12 protein-coding genes are annotated in these 20,678 nt (G+C 39.3%); 9 read left to right on the top strand and 3 right to left on the bottom strand.

The features are described 5' to 3' along the window. Positions 1–39: 39 nt before the first annotated feature. From PEDSA_RS12175 to PEDSA_RS12165, 3 genes are read left to right on the top strand one after another with little or no spacing between them, the layout of a single operon-like run. The gene (locus PEDSA_RS12175; RefSeq protein WP_013633455.1) at positions 40–1,638 is read left to right on the top strand and encodes a hypothetical protein; all 1,599 of its coding nucleotides are present in this window, start codon (positions 40–42) and stop codon (positions 1,636–1,638) included. 26 nt (positions 1,639–1,664) lie between these two features. Further along, the gene (locus PEDSA_RS12170) at positions 1,665–4,337 is read left to right on the top strand and encodes a hypothetical protein (RefSeq protein WP_013633454.1); all 2,673 of its coding nucleotides are present in this window, start codon (positions 1,665–1,667) and stop codon (positions 4,335–4,337) included. 4 nt (positions 4,338–4,341) lie between these two features. After that, positions 4,342–5,058, top strand: a complete 717-nt coding sequence (locus PEDSA_RS12165) for a hypothetical protein (protein ID WP_013633453.1) — start codon at positions 4,342–4,344, stop codon at positions 5,056–5,058. 113 nt (positions 5,059–5,171) lie between these two features. Here PEDSA_RS12165 and PEDSA_RS12160 read toward each other — a convergent pair whose 3' ends face one another. Continuing rightward, entirely contained in the window at positions 5,172–5,783 is a 612-nt protein-coding gene (locus PEDSA_RS12160; RefSeq protein ID WP_013633452.1) for a response regulator transcription factor, read from the bottom strand. A 2-nt stretch (positions 5,784–5,785) separates the two neighbouring features. Further along, on the bottom strand, positions 5,786–7,735 hold the full coding sequence (locus tag PEDSA_RS12155) for a sensor histidine kinase (RefSeq protein WP_013633451.1): 1,950 nt from the start codon (positions 7,733–7,735) through the stop codon (positions 5,786–5,788). A gap of 303 nt (positions 7,736–8,038) precedes the next feature. Between PEDSA_RS12155 and PEDSA_RS12150 the strand changes: the two genes are divergently transcribed. The 5 genes from PEDSA_RS12150 to PEDSA_RS12130 are packed head-to-tail and all read left to right on the top strand — an operon-like array spanning position 8,039 to position 11,863. Next, positions 8,039–9,016, top strand: coding sequence for an SAM-dependent methyltransferase (locus PEDSA_RS12150; RefSeq protein ID WP_013633450.1), 978 nt, complete (start codon positions 8,039–8,041; stop codon positions 9,014–9,016). 29 nt (positions 9,017–9,045) lie between these two features. Then, the gene (locus PEDSA_RS12145) at positions 9,046–9,999 is read left to right on the top strand and encodes a methionyl-tRNA formyltransferase (protein ID WP_013633449.1); all 954 of its coding nucleotides are present in this window, start codon (positions 9,046–9,048) and stop codon (positions 9,997–9,999) included. A 14-nt stretch (positions 10,000–10,013) separates the two neighbouring features. Continuing rightward, positions 10,014–10,625: a phage tail protein gene (locus PEDSA_RS12140; RefSeq protein ID WP_013633448.1), complete on the top strand. Its 612-nt coding sequence runs from the start codon at positions 10,014–10,016 to the stop codon at positions 10,623–10,625. Between the two features lie 16 nt (positions 10,626–10,641). Next, positions 10,642–11,250: a phage tail protein gene (locus PEDSA_RS12135; RefSeq protein ID WP_013633447.1), complete on the top strand. Its 609-nt coding sequence runs from the start codon at positions 10,642–10,644 to the stop codon at positions 11,248–11,250. Positions 11,251–11,269: 19 nt separating this feature from the next. Continuing rightward, entirely contained in the window at positions 11,270–11,863 is a 594-nt protein-coding gene (locus PEDSA_RS12130; RefSeq protein ID WP_013633446.1) for a phage tail protein, read from the top strand. Positions 11,864–11,885: 22 nt separating this feature from the next. Here the strand turns inward: PEDSA_RS12130 and PEDSA_RS19620 are convergent, their stop codons facing one another. Next, positions 11,886–12,902, bottom strand: coding sequence for an SAM-dependent methyltransferase (locus PEDSA_RS19620; protein ID WP_013633445.1), 1,017 nt, complete (start codon positions 12,900–12,902; stop codon positions 11,886–11,888). 71 nt (positions 12,903–12,973) lie between these two features. Here PEDSA_RS19620 and PEDSA_RS12120 point away from each other — a divergent pair, with 71 nt between their 5' ends. After that, positions 12,974–20,656: a YDG domain-containing protein gene (locus tag PEDSA_RS12120; RefSeq protein WP_013633444.1), complete on the top strand. Its 7,683-nt coding sequence runs from the start codon at positions 12,974–12,976 to the stop codon at positions 20,654–20,656. Positions 20,657–20,678 lie beyond the last annotated feature (22 nt).

Below are 20,678 nucleotides of genomic sequence, written 5' to 3'. Positions count from 1 at the left end.
ATCTATTAAAAAGTTAGAAGATATTAAATGGGGAATAATATGAATTTGGGCCAGTACGATATGGTTCTGGCATTATCTGACAGTAAAGTTAGTTATGAATTCAACCAGCTTTTAAAACAAAAGCGTGTTTCAGACCGATGGCACTTTTTAAGCAATCTAGACGGCGAGTATATCGCTAATACAGGCAGTAATTTTGAAATCACCCGGCAAGCCTGGCTCAATCAAAAAGACGAGACCAGGATAACAGATTATGCAAATTACGATATCTTAATGGACGTTACTGTAGCGGGATTTAAGGTAACCTTTTTCAAAGACAGTCATACAGAACTTCTATTCAAAATAATTATAAAGGAAGGTGAATTCTGCTATTTCAAAAATGGAAACATGAATAAATGTGATTTGGCGGGAATGGAGTATGCATTTAGGGTCCCTGTTTCCAAATTAAGGATCACCAGTAAAGATATGTATATGCTGGATGAGAAATCTGAAGAAAAACTTAGGGAAGAAGGTTTTAATGACAATGATTTTTTAATAGATTCTATATTTCTGGATTTTCAGCGGGCTGACGTTAATCAATATAGTGTCAAAGATAGTCTTTTACCTAAGGGTATCTCAAAGCTTACCTATTTACAAATAGCATTAGCTAACTATTTTAAAAGTCTGGGAAGCAATAAAGATAATCCCTATATATTAGGCTATACTGTTAGAAAGAAAAAACTAATAGAAAGAGATAAAGCTTTACTATATCCCACCGGAGCATCTTTTTCCATATCGTATAGCAATAATGTACGTGAATCGGCATTTAATTTTCTGCTGCTGACAGATCATCACCAATTTCCAGAAGCACCTCAGGGTGGGCGGATAGATAAGAGTCTCGTAGAATCAGCCTCAGACAAAACAACTACCGCTAGTGGTGTCATTGCAATAGATTTTCAAACCTTTAAAAACAATTATTTAGACACCATTACGGCAAAGGTAACTGAGGCCTTTAAAGAATCTTTTGAGGATTCTGGATATTATGACAGTGACAGCAGATCCGAAAGTAAGGTAGTTTTTAAATGTAGTAAGGGGGGCGCCAGTATGGATTTTAGCTTAGAAAAGGATGGGATAAGAGATGTAAAGGAAAGTAAATGTATTTCTATAGACTATATTATCAAGGTTTCTGGTAATGTTCATGAAGAAAAATCAGCACTGATAGGAACAGTAGGCGTAAACCAGAAATTCTCTACAAATGGAAAATATGAAATTAACAAGAAGAAGGGAAAAGAAGGAACATTGAAGATTAGGTTGAGGGCATCTAGCGAAGGTAAAATAGAAATAGAACCCCTATATGAAGCTCCGTTGGTCGGAAGAGACTCGGATGGCCCAGAATATAAACATGGGCTTGATAGGCTATGGTCTGGAATTTCAGACTTTTTTGCTGCAATTGCCGGTGTACAAATGGCTTATACCGAAAGCCTATTGAGTAGGATAGGGAGCGAATTAGGAGAGATGACCTTTAAGGGTATACAGGATTTCTCCAATAAGGTGATTTTACCAGGCTCTAATGTCTACACTTTTAAGGACATCCGTTTATTAAACGGAAAACAAGATAATAGCGATGCTGTACTTTTTGATATCGCTTACGCTTTAACATAAATAATTAATCAATAAATATTTTGAGTATGATAAAATCAAATTCAAAAAGAAAAGAATATAACGGAGTTACTGTGCAATATCAGTGCGAGTTTATGGAAAATTATGTGGCTGAAAGTGCGGTAAATGAAGGAAAGGGAATTCAGTCTTTGAAATTTGGAGAAGATAAAGCCGTTATTTTTTTTATTGGAAAAAACGGTGTACTTACAGCTATAATCAATGCTAGTGGTAGTGATGCCGGGTGGGATATGGTGTCTTTGTCTGAAGCAGGTTACGAAGTAAGCAGTTTTGACTTCTATTATGATGAAGTACATCAAAAATTCAGGATATGTTTTAGCCAGCGGAAAAATCAACTATCCGAACTTTTGGTTTCAGAAGAGATTGTTTTAAATCAAACGCATTTAGAACAATTTAAAAGTTACTTAAAGTATGAGAGTAAGCGTTTAAGCCAGCCATCGCGCATAGTAGATCACATTACTATGGATCAAAGAGGAGTGTTGTTTAGTACGTCATTTGAGAAAACAGATGCTTTATATCACTACTTCGAATATCATAGGCAGCCAGAAAACTATACACTTCCCGAAAATACTATACAAGCGAAGCAATTAAGTGTTGGACGTTTATACGGCGATTATGGTGTGTTTGTGCTTTATGAAATTGGAAAGAATGGAACTATGCTTTTTCAAAGCTTTCCTGAAAAGGAAGGGGCAGAAATATCACAATACAGATTTGAAACAGGAGAAGTAATCAGCTGTTTCGATCTTTTGGAAGACGAAGCAGGTAACAGCATATTATATGTTGCCGGAAAAGGAATCTTCAAATTTGATAGCCCGGATGATGAAAAAGAACAAGTTGCTCCCAAAACGATAAGCTATAGTAAAATAGATGTTTCTAAAAATGATGATGATGTAACGATTTGGGCTTTAGATAAAAAGGATAGGTATCTGTATTACATAACCAATACCTTTCAGCAAATTGATGCCAGGGGAAACTACCTTAATACCATACAACGCTGGACATTACCGCTGAAAATGCATGAGGGTATTACCGAATTTACAGCCATTAAGGGCGATAACTTTACAAATCAGCTTTTTTTATTTGATACTGGTTCCGAACAATCAAAATTGATTCATTTTTGGCAGGATGAGGTGAGTAAACATTGGCAAGAACATCCAATACAGGTATCTGATTTAAATGCAACCGTTAAGATTAATACATATAGTATAGATCTGCATTTAAGTAATGGCAATCCAAAGCCGGTTGAAGGGCAAATCCATATTTCAGGAAAAGAGAATATGGTGATATACATTAACAATAAAAAATATTTTTTAGTGTCGGATAAATCAATTGGTCTGGATTTCTCTGACTACATTAATATTGTTTGTCCTTTAGATTCTATAGCTGCAGCGCCAATCGTTATAGCCGCAGATTTTTTAGATACAGATTTAGTTATTGACCCTACACAGGGACTACAGGAGAAGATAAAAGAAAAGATTACATCTGGAAAAGATTTGTCCAATGCAAAAAAGCAAAATGGAGACTTGTTGATTGCCGGAAATTATAATGCCAAAGAATTAGATGAAATAGCTAAAACTATAAACACATTGGCTGCCACAGCGGGACAATTGGGACATGAAAGTGCAAATTCAAAATCAGGCAATCAAATTACTGCAAATGGAACGGTAGCGTTGGCGGTATCCGGTTCTGTATCTGGTAATCTTTGGACTGAAACAGGAAATACATTAGGCGATCTCTTTTATAGCATTAAAAAGGGATTTACAGAAGTAACCGCATTTGTGATAAACAAAGTTAAAGAAGGGGTTCAGTTTGTGATAGAAATTGCAGGTAAAGTGGTTAACTGGATTGTTGATACAGCAAAAGGAGCCTTTGCATTTTTAGAAAGGATTTGGGAAAAAGTTAAAGTATTCTTTAAGGACCTGGTAGAGTTTCTGGCTTTCTTATTCGACTGGCAAGATATCTTGGATACTAAGGATGCTTTGAGCATGACGGTGAATAAATGTTTAGATGGAGTAGTTCCTCAAATCGACGGCTTGAAAAATCTGGTGGTTGAAAATATCAGGGAACTGAAAAGGAAAGTTGACAAAGCAGTCGGTTTTGATGAATTGAAAGATGATAGGCTAAATACATCGTTGGGCGATTTGGCAAAAGCAAATCAGCAAATGGGAGCCGAGAATACGGTAGATAACAGGCCGAATTGGGTAAACAGTAAAAAAGAAGTGATGTTCGGTAGTGGAAGTGTGAATACCAATGGAGTAAATACAGAAGCATTGAAAGACTTCTCTGGTCAGACAAAAGATCCTCATCTGAAAAAGATAGTGGATTTGATAGCTAAATTGTTCAAAGGCGAACTTCCTTTAGGAGAATTTATTAAAAGAATGGGACAAGTATTGGTAGAGATAGCCTTTGAATTGATAGAAGAGTTAGTAAAAGCACTTTTTGATTTGCTGATTGATTGTATTGGGATAATAAAAGAATTTCTTAATGCGGAAATCAGAATCCCTATTCTTTCCGAAATATATAAAAAAGTAAACAATGGTCACGCGTTGACTATTCTGGATTTTAGCTGTCTGTTAGTTGCTATTCCTATGACGATTGCTTATAAATTGATAAATGGGACAGCACCATTTTCGCAACTCTCAAAAGAAGAATTTTCAAACAGGTTAAGCTCCTCTATAATTTAAAAATATGGCAACAGATACTAAAACAACAAATGAAAGTGTTTATGAAGACATTATCCGATGTGCCCATTTTGGTTTAAATCTGATATCAACAATATCTTATGGGATAGAAAAAGTGAAAAGAGTACCCGAAATCCGGTTAGCATTAGAAAACTCTTTTACAGATACCGTTGTAAAAGCTACGCCTATAGAAGGTGTAAAAACCTCTACAGAGGTAGTGCTTTCTATGCTTGGTACGGCAGCACAAATATGTAATGCTGCAAAATACGTTACGACCGTAGTTGGCTATATTGGCGGAGGTGTAACAATTATGGGAACCAGATTAGATAAATGGCCCGCATGGCTAAGGTTAACTCTGCAGATTGTATTGGTCTTTGCATTAATACGAATTGGACTTCGGGTAGCTGGTAAGCATAAAGATTATTTAATGGATATGAAAAAGAAATGGGACTGGCCTCTTTCTTTATTATCAAAAGGGGGAAGTTTTGTTTTTGGAATTTTTCAGCTCTATCTGTTTTTCAAAGCCGAAAATATACCGGCCGGAAAAAAGGTTTTCTTGCTAAGCTCAATTGCAGATGATCTGACGGCACCCTTGGATCTTTCTGGTGTTGATAATCTGGTTCTTAAGATCCCATTGCCGAAAGGAGAAATTGTGTATGGCGTATTGTATGGTGGGAGAGTGGTATTAAAGTCTGTCAAAACAGCCGGAGTGCTTATTCGGTAAAAATCCACTTTAATTATTTAACGTGAGTACACAATGAACGGCATAGGATCATGCTAAATATTCTGTACTCACGTTATTCGTTAAATTATTCTGTATTAGTTTTTAATATTGGTTCAACCTGTCTCCAACAATTTATGATTTTTTAATGTCCAGGTTAACAAAGCATTTGTCTCTTCCCCCAGATTCAACTTTCTGCAAATGCTGTGTCGGTGATTTTTAATTGTAGACGGACTTAAATTCAATATATCGGCGATTTCCTTAGTTGTTTTTTGTTTAGCAATTAGCTTGAGGATATTCAGTTCGCTTTGACTAACCTGTTTCTGGAGTTCAGCAATATCATTTTTCGTGTCGCTGTTTGCGGATATCTTTTTAATTACCGGCAGAACTCCTGCATATAGTCTGCTTTCATCCAGAGGCTTGATGATATAATTCGCTGGAGCAAGTTCAAACGCTCTGTTAATGGTGTTGATGGTTTGATAAGATGTAATAAAAATTAGTTCAAACGAATAAGACGCTTTCAAAGATTTAATCAGTTCAATACCATCCAGCTTATCGTTAAGTTCAATATCGCACAGTACCAATTGCGGGGAAAACTCGGGAAGTAGTTGTTCTACCTCTTCGATAGAAAGGGCGATTTCAACTTTACATGGAGAAATGATCTTAAGCTGCTGTTCAATGAATCGGGCAATGACAATCTCGTCTTCAATAATTAAAATGCGTATCATGTTTAGTGTTTAGGAAAAGTGAAAAGATAATTGAATCCAGAATTGGTGTTTATTTGTAGTTGTCCTTTTAATTGTCTCGCCAGATCATGTATAAGGGATATTCCCATTGATGAACGGGTATCTAGTTTTTCCGCACCTTTGCCATTGTCTTTATAAGTTAACTGTATTTCTTCTTCGGCTAAGAAGATTCCAATTTTAATAGAGGGAGCAATGTATTCCGGCTCAAAGGCATGCTTGAATGTATTGGTGAAAAGTTCGGTTAATATCAATCCAAAAGGTAAAGAATGTTTAGTGCTTAGTGAAAAATTGTCAGGAATATCCAGCTCGATTTTAACCGTTCGCTGAGGGTCATAAATATATTGTATATGCTGTTTGATTTCCTTTGTAAGGGAAGATACCTGTACAAATTGCTTCTCGGTTTCCGTATTCAGATGCTCATTTACCAACATCATGGCCTTAATACGGCTGCGCATTTCATTTAACACCTGTTTGCCTTTCTCATTTTGTATTTGTGGCAATTGAAAGGTACTTAGGCTATATAGCATCTGCAGGTTGTTCTTTACCCTATGGTTAAGCTCATCCATCAGGGTTTGAATATGGTTATGCTGGCTGATCAATTCTTCCTGCTGCAGTGTTAACTTACTGTTCATAGCCTGCAGTTCAATAGTACGTTCTTCTACCTTGTGTTCTATCAGAACATTGTGTTCACTATGTAGCTTATTTAACAGTTTCAGCGTAGCGATTTTCTCCTGTTCGTGCTGTCTCAGCTTTCTGCCTATCCCTGCCAGGAATAATATAGCGATCAGTATAATGGTAGTTTTTGTTATAATGGGCGCGTATATGAAACCCTGTTCATTTAATACAAAGGTGATACCCACTAAAGCAATGGCACCTGCTGCGAAGACAATAATACCGTATAAAAGAAATCGTTGGCCGCTATCTAATTTATTCCATAAGGTAAAAAATGTATACCCTATACAAGATAAGTGAACAATAGAAATATAAAGGTTAATCTGATTAGTGAGATAATAATTGGAAGTGAGTATATTATTCGTAAGACATAACAAGGTGAAAAACGGAATCGCTTTTATAACATACATAAGACAGCGATAAAGTGTTGCGTCATTCTTTTTAATCTCCAGGAAATCTGCCATAAGCAGATAGAAGCTGATGATACCCGAATGCAGGTATACCAGAACCAACAGCCAGCCGGTTTCGGGATAAGAGGGAAATAGCAGATCGATATATTGCGGCTGCAAAGAAAAGCCATAAAGCCCTATCAATAATAAAAATAAAGCTACCCACACAAAAGGCCGGTAACGGTTAACCAACCAGGAGATACAGGCATATAAAAATAATATAGCCAGGGCGCCTTGTAACCATGCATTGGTGAGATCTAAATTTCTGTTTGTTACGAGATAAGCATAGGCATCCTGTAACTGAAAATTGAAAATGGGGGGATATTTCTTGGTGTGCTTTATTTTTAATAGTAACTGATAATTGCTTGCCTTGTTCAGTAACAGGTTGAAGCCGAGCCGCTGATCGCCTGCAGAAATCTCTGATTGTTTTCTAAATACTCCCGCTTGTCTATGCGTAACTAAACTGTCGTCTTTAAAAAGATAGAGATCAACAAAAGTTAGATGGTCGAAGCTCAAATGAAAATCTCTATGCAGGAGATCTTTGGAAGTTTGTATCGTGGTTTTTAGCCATATTGTATGATCTGGGGCGCTAAGCTTAAGTTGTTCTAGCAGACTGAAGTCTGATTGTTGCTTATGCAGGATATCTTTGGCAGAGTAATTGTCTGAAGAATCTTCTATCGCATAGAAAAAAGGTTTCAGTAAAGTATGGGCTTCAGCATTTTTTTCAGATATAAAGACACCTTCTCCGAGACAGAAAGAGGGAAGCGATAATAAAATATATAAATAAATGCTGAGAGCCGGCCTTAATTTCATTTTAGAAAAATAGGATATAATCTGGAATATTTTGGCAATTATACAAATAGGGATAAACTAAGCATTACTTTTTTCTACCTCTAACCTCTTCCTTTTACGTCTATTTATATAAATAGTTTCTTGCCGAATAACAAATTTTAAGGATATCAAGAGGCTTTATTAATTTTTTTAGGTTGTAAAAGAATTAATGGAAAAAAGACCCTTAGGTCTATAGGATTAAACCTTTACCCCGTGCTATCTTTGGGTTTATAGTATAAAATTGATTTTTAAAATAACGTCTTCTCCTTAAAAATACTGATTGTCATGCAAAAGAGAGCTGATATTGTACAACTAAAGGAAAGATTAAAAGATATAAGCGATGCGTTATTAGTGCCCGGAGATTTTCATCCTGCATTAGCCCTTGCTATAAATGAGTACGCTTCTATTCTCTTTGAGCTAACCAATATAAACAGTGAAAGCAATGAGCAGAGAAAAGATATTTTTACCCATACAGGTAAAGCGATCGGTCCATTCTGGGCTGCGGCTTGTGTGCGTGAAGTGCTAAGGACACAACGTTTCTGCAGGGGGATCTATGAGGCTGTGAAAGATTGTCTCGTTAAACAAACTACAAAACCAATACAGGTAATCTACGCGGGTACTGGTCCTCTTGCAGCCTTGGCAATTCCAACCATGATGCAATTCAGGCCCGATCAGGTGCAATTTACATTGCTGGAGATTAATCCGGTTAGCTACAAAAAGTTGCAACAGCTTTTAACCATACTTGATTTGAATGTCTACGTAAAAGAATTTGTTTTGGCCGATGCGGCTACCTGGAAGGTAACAGATACAGCAGATATTGTGGTAAGTGAAACCATGAATGGTGGTTTACGCAATGAACCACAAATAGCAATTATGCTCAATTTAGCCAGTCAACTACCCGGAAATACCATACTTATACCTGAAGAAATAACTGTTGCTTTGGCAGCACTCCGAAAAGAGAATGAACCCTTGTTTTTAAAAGAGCTGGGTAGATTTAACAAAGAAAGCTATCGTGAAATTATTGCAGGTTCAAGTGCTGATGAATGGTTTTTTCAGGAGGTCGTTTATGAACCAGACCAGGAAATAGTATCTAAACTGGTGCTTACAACAAATATAACGGTCTATAAATCAAATAAACTTAATTATAACGATTGCTCATTGACATTGCCTTATAGCGTAAAAGGAGATTTCAGCCAGGCAAAAACATTGAGGTTTGCTTATAAACTGGGCGAACAGACAGGATTTAATGTATATGCCGGATAGATGTTGAAAGACCATATAATAACTAATTGATGAAGATTATTGTTTTTGCCAACCATCTTGCTGTTTTGCCCGCATTGGGCCATTTCCAAAAAAATGACTGGCTACAGGCTGTAATTTCTACAGATAAATTGCAAGGGCATAATGTACAGATTAAGGATTATTGTAGCAGAGCTAGCATTTCTTTTTACCAGGTGAGCAGAAAACAGTTGCATGAGGATTTGGTTCTTACCCTGAATAACCTACAGCCAGATTTGGCTATCATGTTTGTTTTTTCTTATCGTATACCCGAAAAAATATTCAATATTCCTAAGCAGGGATTTTATAATGTGCATTTTAGCTTGCTTCCTGCCTATAAAGGGCCCGATCCGGTATTCTGGCAAATCAAAAATGGTGAAACCATGGGTGGAATTTCTATCCATAAGGTTAATGAAGATTTTGATGAGGGTGAAATAGTAATGCAGCAGCAAATCCCTTTTATACCCGGTGAGAATTGGGGTATTTGCAATAACCGTTACGCTATGGCAGTGCAAAATATGCTGATACAATTTACACAGGAGTTGTACAGTGGCAACAATTTGCCTGAATTACAGGCACAACAAAACTCAACTTATTATAAAAGACCCGAAAAGCAAGATCTTACCATAAACTGGGAGCAGATGAGCGCTGGGGAAATAGAAAATCTGATAAACGCAGCAAATCCATGCTATGGCGGTGCGATTACTTATTTAAACCATCAACCCATTAGCATTTTAGAAGTTACGCCTGCTACCTTATCATCAACTGCAGACTATAAGCCCGGAATGATTGTTCACAGCCAGCCCGATAGCGGAATTTTTGTTGCCTGCAAACAGAACGAATATTTAAGAATTAACGTAGTGCAAACTACTGATGGGATATTATCGGGATTTAAGCTGGCCGCTTTAGGTGTGCAGGCTGGGCAAAGTTTTGAAACAGTTAATATACCTGAACCCAATTTAACATAAATCACTAAACATATATGGAAACATTTTATTCGTCAATTATCTTATGGCCTTTAAATTGGGCGCCTGCAGGGTATTTGCTCTGTCAGGGACAGGAGTTGCTGGTTAATCAATATCCGGCACTCTATTCGCTCATTGGGCAAACTTATGGAGGAAGCGGGCAAAGCACATTTAAATTGCCTGATCTGCGAACTTACATTCCTGTAGGAAAAGGACAAATTCCGGGGTCTGTGAATTTAGATTTGGGAAAAACGACAGGAGAAGCTCAGCATACTTTAAATGTTAATGAAATGGCTTTGCATTCGCATGCAGGAAATATAGGCGGAGTAGTTACACTTGCAGTTAGCAATGACAATGCCGGAGCATCAGTTCCTACTGCAGGTAGTTCTATTTCAGTAGCAGGAACAAACACAGGGGGAGTTTTTACGCCCAGACAAAACTTTGTAATGTCTGACCCTGATACTACCCTAAACCTTGGATCTATAGGTGTAAACACACAGGGTAGTGGTGTTACAGTTGTTAACGCTACTACAGGAGGTTCGCAAGCCCATAACAACATGCAGCCCTATTTAGTGCTAAATGCAATTATTAGTATTGACGGACCAGTATATCCAGACTTCAATGATTAACCTTAAAAATTAGAAAATGATAGATGTATATGCAGGAGCCATTATATTATGGCCATTAAATAGAATACCATTAGGTTGGCATCTTTGTGATGGCAGCTTATTAAATATTAATGAGTACCAGTTATTATACGTATTACTGGGGAAAAAATACGGAGGTGATGGCGTTACAAATTTTGCTTTACCAGATTTAAGAGGCCGGGTGCCAATTGGCTCAGGTCAGGGACCGAATCTTACTCCACGTGTACTGGCGCAGACTGGTGGACAGGGTGCACATACTTTAACTCTTGCAGAAATGCCTGCACATATTCATGTTGCCACTACTCAGGGAGTTGCAAATGTAAAAGCGGTCCTTAATGTAAGTTCGGCAAATGCTTCGCAAACTGCTGCAACAGCCAATGCCACGCTGGCAACAGCAGGCTCAGGTTCAGGCAGATCATTCAATCCGGTGTTAAAATATGGTAATAGTGCTCCTACGGTAATCCTGAACAGTAAATCTGTAGCCATTTCTGGAGATTATACTAACAGTGGAACAGGGGGGGGCGGAAGCCATAACAATGTGCAGCCTTCTTTTGCACTTAACTTTATTATATGCACAAACGGACTTTATCCAGACTTTAATCAATAATTAAAAAGAAAAAGATATTATGGAAGCTTTTATAGGTTCAATTATGCTATGGCCACTTGAAAATGTTCCTCGTGGTTGGCATATTTGCGATGGAACAAGTTTACAAATAAGAAATTATCAGGCTTTATATTCGCTGATAGGTACAACTTATGGTGGAAATGCAAGTACTGATTTTAATCTGCCCGACCTTAGAGGGCGCGCTCCTCTTTTTGCAAACATGGCTGTGCCGCAATTTTCACTTGCTACAAAAGGTGGAGAAGAAACACATGTTCTAACAAGTAATGAGATGCCCCAGCATACACATACTGCAGGTGCAGTAACAAACCTATCTGCGCAGTTAAAAGTATCTTCACAAAATGCTTTACAACCTTTACCTGCACAGGGAGCAACTATTGCAACCAGTGGGGTAAATAACGCGGGGAGCTTTACTGCAGATGCAAACTATAACCAGGCAACCCCAAATGTGGCTCTGAATGACCAGTCAGTGGTAGTTCAGTCAGTGACTGCCTCAACAAGTATTGCGGGAGCATCTGCTCCGCATAACAATATGCAGCCCTATTTGGTTATGAACTATATTATTTGCTTAGTCGGACTTTATCCTACCAGACCTTGATAGATGAAAAATACAGGGAAGATTAATCTTTCCTGTATTCAATAGACCATTGTGGAATGTGCTGAAAAGAATAATATAACCTGAAAGAACCGAATTGGTTCAAAGTATGGAAAGAACTGATGCAAACAGGATTGGTAATGGTAGATTGGGAACTGTGGATCACAACATGATCCCATACCTTTACAGTAGTAAACAGGCACAGATCGGGTACAGAAAAAGAAAGAGAAGAAGTGGTAAACCAGGGTGTATAAAGGATTTTTTCCTGCCCGCAATCAAAAAAATTATTGTCCAGATCTAAACTGAGAACAGATTTAGCGAGGACAACACGTTCTTTAAAAGATGTATTGGAAAGAATTAAATCGCTTTCATTGGAAATCTGAAGATTCGGCTCGGAATTAAAATCTGCATATAGCAAATCGATATTGATTTGTTCAGGTATGAAAATACCGCCTTTACAGATTTGCTTGGCCAGATTAGCCATTATGGCAATTTGTGGTTCTCTGTTTAAAGCTTCAAACATGGTTTCAGAGATAACCATATGAAGTTTTTTCCCAGAGGGGTAAGTGTAGGTAATGGCGTCGGTATGTGAAATTTCAGAAACAAAAGGATTGAAACCCAGCTGGCTAAATAAAGATTTAACGGAATTAACCGACTGGCTGCTGATATCTAATAAGGTAAGATTTAAGCTTGCTTGAGGAAGAAGTGAAAGTACGGGCAAAATAATAGTGGCAAAAGGGCCAGTACCGGCATATAAAATATTTATCTGTTCCTGAGGAAAGCGTTTAAAAAGTTCGAGAATAGCAAGGTAGGTTCCTTTAATGAAACGTACAGTTCTGATGTGCTCCAGCGCACAATTGGCCGCTTGTAACGGAGATAAAGCAACCCCTCCTGTGAGGGTGGTTTCTTCATCACTGTAACGTGTTTCGGGGAAAGTTAGGCTGTTTAGAAAGTCGGCATAAGCCTTTCCGGAATCGAACTCTTCGGCTTTCGTTTTAGCATGAACAATAGAAGAAGCAATTTTAAAAATAAAATTATTCATTTAAGCTCTAAGAAATTTTTGATAAAGTAATACTTTTAGGGCTGAAAAAGAAAGACAAACAAATTATTTATATGGTGAAATTTTACAAAAGCTTGTTTTTAGGAGTATTCATTAGTCTAATCAGTTCGTCATTGTTGCATGCGCAAATAACTGAAGACTTTGAAGATGAATCTTTTGGTGTTAATATTAAGCAATTTTCTACAAATGGATATACTTATGACTTGACAGGTAAGTTTCATATTACAGAATATCTAAAAACAGGGTATAACGATAGTGATAGATTTATAGATAACTTTGAAAACTGTTCTCCTTCAGATCCATCAGGGATACTTGGTAGTATTAAACCGCGATTGGCAGGATATATAAAAGTTGAAAGTTTATGGTTGTTTGGTTCTGCTGACTGTAACTTTGTGTCAAATGACGGTACGGCCACAATTAGAGGAAAGAAATCAGGTATTACTCAATATACAATTTCTTTAAATTCTTCTAATTTAAATAATATTCAAACTGTTAATAACGGGTTTGTTTTTGTGAATTTTGCTAATAATAATTATAATAACATTGAAATAGATGAATTAGAGTTTGAAGTGGGAGGGAACTTAAAATATTTGGCTATTGATGATTTTAGATTTAGTCACGTTTCCCTAACACAAGCAACAAATGTAAGTTTTACCACTACCCAGCAAACGCAAACAACGCTTGACTGGACAAATGGCACAGGAACATCGAGAGCTGTTTTCATGAAAGCAGCAACAACAGGAAATCCTGTTTTAATTGATAATACTTCCTACACCGCGAATACTATATTTGGTTCGGGAACTCAGATTGGATCATCAGGCTGGTATTGTGTTTATAATGGTACAGGTAGTTCTGTAACAGTTACTGGCTTAACGAGCAATACTACATACCGGGCAATGGTGGTAGAATATAATGGAGCTTCAGGCTCACAAAAATATCAGGGAGTGTCGGGTACCAATAACCCTAATAATGTTACTACCAGTGCTGTTGTTGCAACACCCGTCATTACCACTTCAGTAACAACACTTTCGGCTTTTTCAACTTGTTCAGGAACGGCATCTGCACCACAATCTTTTACGGTATCAGGCAGCGACTTAACCGCTAATTTAACCATAACAGCGCCAAATGGCTTTGAGATATCAACATCATCAGCCGGTACTTATGGCTCTTCTGTTAGCATGTCTCCCACGGGAGGTACAGTAAGCAATACCACCATATACATTCGTTTAAGAGCGGATATTATTGGCAGCCCTTCGGATAATATCACAGTAAGCTCTACCGGAGCAACCTCTAAAACTATAGCGGTAACTGGTACCGCTAACATACCCCCCGCAACACCGTCTGCTTCAAGCAATAGCCCGGTAGCTGTGGGGAATACGCTTAATTTAAGTACACCACCTGTATCGGGTGCAACTTATGCCTGGACAGGGCCAAATGGTTTTTCTTCAAATGCGCAAAATCCAAGTATTACTAATATAACAGCGGCCTCAGCAGGTACTTATAGCGTAACCGTAACCGTAACTGCGACTGGTTGTACCAGTGCAGCAGGTACAACGACTGTAGTTGTGAATGTACCTTCTGGAATTACTCCAGATGCCAGCGGCATAGTCAGGGTTAAACAAAATGGAGCAGGAAATAAAACCGGAGATAGTTGGGCCAATGCAGCAGCCGAACTGGCGGATGCCTTAAAAGTGGCTAAAACCAATACGGCTATCAAAGAAATTTGGGTTGCAGGAGGTACTTACAAACCGATGTACAGTCCCGAAGATGGGGGCAATTTTGGTACAGACAAAGGCAGAGATAATACATTCTTATTGGTAAAAGATGTAAAAATATATGGCGGTTTTGCAGGCACAGAAAATGCTTTAGCTAATAGAAATTTAAGCCTTACAGCCAATGCCAGTATTTTGAGTGGAGATATAGATAATAATGATTTGCCTGATGGCACTAATAATACTAACAATGCTTACCATGTGGTAGTGAGTTCAGGCGATGCCGGTACAGCAACTTTGAACGGTTTTACCATAAAAGGAGGCTATGCAAATGGGGGTGGTAACACAATTACTGTAAATGGTAACTCAATAATGCAAAACTCGGGAGCAGGTATTTACAATCATCTTTCAAATCTTTTGATAGAATTTGCTAATATATCATATAATGTTAGTGGGGGTGGAGATGGTGCAGGAGTTTGTAATATTAGCTCTAGTCCAAAAATAGTAAATTCATTGATACATCATAATACAGGTTCTTATAGAGGAAGTGGAGTCTACAATGCGTTTTCACCTTCTATGCCAGAGCTAATTAATGTTACTATAACTGATAATGTTAACAATCCAACCGTAGGTGTTGTGCATAATGATGGAGGTAGTGCTATTGTAAAAAATAGTATTATTTGGAGTAATACCGCTAAATCTGGAATTGAAGGTAATCCATCTATCGATGTAAAAAATAGTATTATACAAGGTGGATACGCTGGAACAGTTATACTCAATGCAGACCCACAATTTACCAATGCAGCAGCAGGCGACTATACGCTATCAGCTTCAAGTCCGGCTGTAAATAAAGGTAGCAATACCTCGTTTACCGGATTAGATGCCAATACCAAAGATCTCGCCGGAAATGCCCGTGTTTATAAATATGCCAGTGCCGGTGTGATAGATATGGGGGCTTACGAACTACAAGCCGATGCTGCAACAGCGATTACAGCAGTAACTGTACCTTCTAATGCTACTTATGCTATTGGACAAACATTAAATTTTACTATAAAATTCAGTGGAAATGTAAATGTTACCACAACAGGAGGTACACCACGTATAGTAATGACCATTGGTTCAACTACACGTTATGCAACTTATACATCAGTAAGCGGAACAGGAGATTTGGTATTTACCTATACCGTACAATCAGGAGATTTAGATACAGATGGTATTGCAGTAGGAAGTGCTATTGACCTAAATGGTGGAACTATAACAGACGGAGCATCTAACGCGGTGGTGTTGACATTAAATGGAGTAGGTTCAACTACAGGGGTGCTTGTAGATGGCGTTGCACCTTCGGTTACCTCTATTGTCAGATCCTCAGGAAACCCGTCATTAACTAATCTTTCGCAAATTAGTTTCGACGTAACCTTTTCAGAATTGGTAACCGGGGTTGATGCTTCGGATTTTACCTTAAATACCAGTGGAGGAATTACAGGGGCTTCGGTCAGTTCAATATCGGGAAGCGGTAGTGTTTATACTGTTACGGTAAGTACGGGAACTGGCGATGGAACCATTCGCCTCGATTTTAACAATTCAGGAACTGGTATTAAAGATATTGCAGGTAATGATATCGCAGGCGGATATACAGCAGGCCAGAGTTATACCGTGGACAAGACAGCACCTATAATAGCGGGTGTAAGCAACGGAAGTTCATATAATGTAAACAAAACGATTACTTTTAATGAAGGTACCGCAACGCTGAACGGATTCGCTTTTACAAGTGGTACAACCGTAATTGCAGAAGGCTCACATACGCTGATTGTAACCGATGCTGCAGGGAACAGCGCAACAATAGCTTTCACTATAGACAAGACAGCACCTATAGTATCAGGTGTAACTAATAGTGGTCTGTACAACACTGATAAAACCATTAGCTTTAATGAAGGTACAGCAACATTGAACGGTTCGACTTTTACAAGCGGTTCAGTAGTAAGTGCAGAAGGAACTTATACCTTGGTAGTAACCGATGCGGCAGGTAACAGCACAACAGTAAGCTTTACTATTGATAAAACACCACCAACTACAACTGTTGCAACTTTGGCCCTTTCAGATGATAGCGGCGTTTCATCCACCGATTTTATCACAAATGTTGCTGCCCAAACCCTATCAGGAACCTTAAGTGCTAACTTACAGACCGGAGAAACAGTACACATTTCATTAGACAACGGAGCTACCTATCAGCTGGCTACTGCTACCGTAGGCTTAAATACATTCTCTTTAAGCGGGGTAACGTTATCAGGTAGCAGTACCATAAATGTACATGTAGCCGACCAGGCTGGTAACAAAGGAATGGAATATTCGCAAGCTTACACGTTGGATACAACTCCGCCGACAGCGCCATCAACACCGGGACTGACAGCAGCAAGCGATAGTGGTGTGTCTGACTCAGACCATATTACTAATGTTACCCAACCTACGTTCACAGGTACGGCAGAAGCAGGAGCAACGATTACCTTATATAGCGGGGCTACGGTATTAGGTACAACAACTGCAACAGGTGGAAACTGGAGCATTACTTTGGCATCCGCATTGACTGATGGAGCATATAGCATTACAGCAAAGGCAACCGATATAGCAGGAAATGTTAGCTCAGCTTCTTCGGCAATAGCGATTACAATAGATACCACGAAACCTTCAGTGGCTATTACCAGCAGTGTATCTACCCTTAAAAAAGACGAAACGGCTACCATAACCTTTACTTTTAGTGAAGATCCGGGAAGTAGTTTTACCTCAGCAGACATTATTATTTCAGGAGGTACATTATCAGCGCTTTCAGGAACAGGTACAACTCGTACGGCCACCTTTACCCCTACCGCCAACGTAGATGAAGGTACGGTCAGTATTACGATAGCAGCTGGAAGCTATACAGACATAGCAGGAAATACTGGTTTAGCAGGAACTACACCAAGCCTGACTTACGATACCAAAGCACCGGCAGTACCAACGGGTTTAACGGCAATTTTTGATAACCAGCAGAGTGTATTAAATTGGACAGCTAATACAGAAACTGATCTAAGCTCTTATAAGATCTATAGCGGTACCAGTGCTAATCCTACCACTTTGCTTGCCACGGTAACAAAGCCGACAGTAACCTATACGGACACCGGATTAACCAATGGAACCACCTATTATTACCGCATAACAGCGGTAGACCAGGCCGGAAACGAAAGTACTTACAGTACAGAAGTAACGGCTATTCCTGAAGCGGCACAAACCATTACTTTTAATGCCCTTACCGCTAAAACTTATGGCGATGCGGATTTTGATGCAGGAGCTGCAACAACATCGGGTTTAACCATCAGCTACAATTCTGATAACACTTCTGTAGCAACTATTGTAAGTGGAAAAATACATATTGTAGGAGCAGGAACCGCTAACATTACGGCCAGTCAGTCAGGGGACAATTTCTACAAAGCCGCTGCGGATCAGGTACACACCTTAACGGTTAACAAGAAAATTCTTACAGCTACAAGCCAAGCAGTAAGTAAAACTTATGACGGGACTCTTACGGCTGCAATTAACTTCAATGCTTTTACTACGGCAACTGGTTTAGTGGGTACAGATGATGTATTTGTTACTTATAGTTCTGCAAGTTATGACGATAAACATGTTGGTGTTAATAAAGCTGTTACAATAAACAATCTTGCTTTATCTGGTACGTCTAAAAATAACTACAGCCTTAATGTGTTCAGTACAACGGGTTCCATTATAACTAAAACTATCAATGTAACAGCACAGGCAGACAGCCGCGTGTATAACGGAACGACAACGTCATCTGTAGCTCCTGTAGTAAGTGCCCTGCAAACAGGAGATGTTATCTCGGTTCAGCCTATACAGATATATAACAACCGTAATGTTGGATCGAACAAAACATTGATCCCATCCGGGCTAATTATCAATGATGGTAATAACGGGGCAAACTATACGGTAAACTACGTGAACAATACCAGCGGAGAGATAACCAAGAAAGCTATCAATGTAACAGCACAGGCAGACAGCCGGGTGTATAACGGAACGACAACATCGTTCATAACTCCTGTAACAGATGCCCTGCAAACAGGAGATGTTATCACAGTTCAGCCTGTACAGATATATGATAACCGTAATGTTGGGTTGAACAAAACATTGATCCCATCCGGGCTGGTTATCAATGATGGTAATAACGGGGCAAACTATACAGTAAGCTATGTGAATAATACCAGTGGCGAAATTACAGGAAAAGCTCTGGTCATTACCGCAACAGCCAACAACAAGATTTACGATGGAAATACGAATGCTACTGTAAGCTTAAGCGATAACCGTGTAAGCGGAGATGTACTGACTTTAGCCCATACAACGGCAACGTTCAACAACAAGAATATAGGCAACAATAAGCCGGTAAGCATAAGCGGTATCAGTATCAGCGGAGCAGATGCAGCAAATTATACTTTCAATACCGAGGCATCAACAACAGCGAACATCACGGCAAAAGCCTTAACCATTAGCGCAACGGCAACAGATAAGGTGTATGACGGAAATACGAATGCAACGGTAAGTTTAAGCGATAACCGTGTAACAGGCGATGTACTGACTCTGGCAAATACAGCTGCCACGTTTGATAATAAGAATGTAGGAGCAAACAAAGCGGTAAGTGTAAGCGGTATCAGTATCAGCGGATCGGACGCAGTGAACTACACATTCAATAATACTGCAGCTACAACAGCTAACGTTACCCCGGCTAAACTCAGCTATGTAGCCTCGCCGGTAACAAAAGTATATGGAGATGCAAACCCATTATTAACAGGAACGGTAACCGGTTTCGTAACAGGGGATACCCAGGCCAATGCCACTACGGGAACCCTGAGCTTTAGCACAGCGGCCAGCAACGCCAGCGGTATCGGCAGCTATGCGATAACTGGCAGCGGCTTAAGCGCACAGAACTATACCTTAGAGCAGGCAGCAGGCAACGCAGCGGCATTAACGGTAACAGCCCGTCCGGTCACCATCAAGGCAGATGCGAAAGCTAAGATCTATGGCGATAACGATCCTGCGCTGACCTACCAGATCACTACAGGCAACCTGGTGAACGGAGATACCTTTACAGGTGCGCTGCAACGCGATAACGGACAGAATGCAGGCAGCTATGCGATCAAACAGGGAACAGTTGCCTTAAGTAATAACTATAACCTGAGCTACCAGCCGGCAAACCTGGTGATCAATAAGGCATTGTTAACCGTTGCGGCGAACAATAGCTCGCGCTGCTACGGAACAAATAACCCGGCATTCAGCGTAAGCTACAGCGGATTTAAATACAGTGACAATGAAAACAGCCTGACGAGCAGGCCAACGGTAAGCACCATGGCCAATACAGGTAGCGTTGCGGGTAATTACGAACTGGTACCATCGGGAGGCGTATCGGCTAACTATGATTTCAGCTATGTAAAAGGAACCTTGACGGTGAACCCGCTACCAATAAACACGATAGTGAGTGACAAAGGAACCAGTATCAGTAAAGGAGAAACAGCGGTACTTACCGTAAGCAGCAACAACGGTACAAGCTACAGCTGGACGACAGCAAACGGTATCATCAGCGGTCAGAACAGCGCTGTGTTAACGGTCCGTCCAATGGAGACCACTACCTATACTGTAACAGTAAGGAATGCCAATGGATGTGAGAGTGTTTCAACCATCACCATAGCAGTAAGAGAAGATTACATGGCGGTACAGGCCGAAAACTTCCTGACACCAAATGGAGATGGAGTAAATGACAATTGGGTAATCAAGAACATTGATGCCTATCCAGATCATACGCTTTCGATCTATGACAGGTCAGGAAAAGAGCTGTATAAAGTTCGCAACTACAAAAATGATTGGGATGGTACCTTTAACGGGATGCCATTGGCCGAAGGAACGTATTACTACATCATCCGCTTCGACCAGAACCAACCGAGCTTGAAAATGGCAAAAGGATTTATAACGATAGTGAGAAGCAAATAGCGTTTTAAAGTTTAAAGTAGAA

Source organism: Pseudopedobacter saltans DSM 12145 (assembly GCF_000190735.1).
Lineage (GTDB): Bacteria > Bacteroidota > Bacteroidia > Sphingobacteriales > Sphingobacteriaceae > Pseudopedobacter > Pseudopedobacter saltans.
Note: the sequence above shows the minus strand (reverse complement) of the source record. Positions and strands in the feature narration are given on the sequence as shown.

Bases quoted from the DNA above. Each gene is read 5' to 3' on its own strand.
- PEDSA_RS12150 (WP_013633450.1), top strand. From the start codon at position 8,039: ATGCAAAAGAGAGCTGATATTGTACAACTAAAGGAAAGATTAAAAGAT.
- PEDSA_RS12165 (WP_013633453.1), top strand. From the start codon at position 4,342: ATGGCAACAGATACTAAAACAACAAATGAAAGTGTTTATGAAGACATT.
- PEDSA_RS12130 (WP_013633446.1), top strand. From the start codon at position 11,270: ATGGAAGCTTTTATAGGTTCAATTATGCTATGGCCACTTGAAAATGTT.
- PEDSA_RS12170 (WP_013633454.1), top strand. From the start codon at position 1,665: ATGATAAAATCAAATTCAAAAAGAAAAGAATATAACGGAGTTACTGTG.
- PEDSA_RS12145 (WP_013633449.1), top strand. From the start codon at position 9,046: ATGAAGATTATTGTTTTTGCCAACCATCTTGCTGTTTTGCCCGCATTG.
- PEDSA_RS12175 (WP_013633455.1), top strand. From the start codon at position 40: ATGAATTTGGGCCAGTACGATATGGTTCTGGCATTATCTGACAGTAAA.
- PEDSA_RS12120 (WP_013633444.1), top strand. From the start codon at position 12,974: ATGGTGAAATTTTACAAAAGCTTGTTTTTAGGAGTATTCATTAGTCTA.
- PEDSA_RS12140 (WP_013633448.1), top strand. From the start codon at position 10,014: ATGGAAACATTTTATTCGTCAATTATCTTATGGCCTTTAAATTGGGCG.
- PEDSA_RS19620 (WP_013633445.1), bottom strand. From the start codon at position 12,902: ATGAATAATTTTATTTTTAAAATTGCTTCTTCTATTGTTCATGCTAAA.
- PEDSA_RS12155 (WP_013633451.1), bottom strand. From the start codon at position 7,735: ATGAAATTAAGGCCGGCTCTCAGCATTTATTTATATATTTTATTATCG.
- PEDSA_RS12160 (WP_013633452.1), bottom strand. From the start codon at position 5,783: ATGATACGCATTTTAATTATTGAAGACGAGATTGTCATTGCCCGATTC.
- PEDSA_RS12135 (WP_013633447.1), top strand. From the start codon at position 10,642: ATGATAGATGTATATGCAGGAGCCATTATATTATGGCCATTAAATAGA.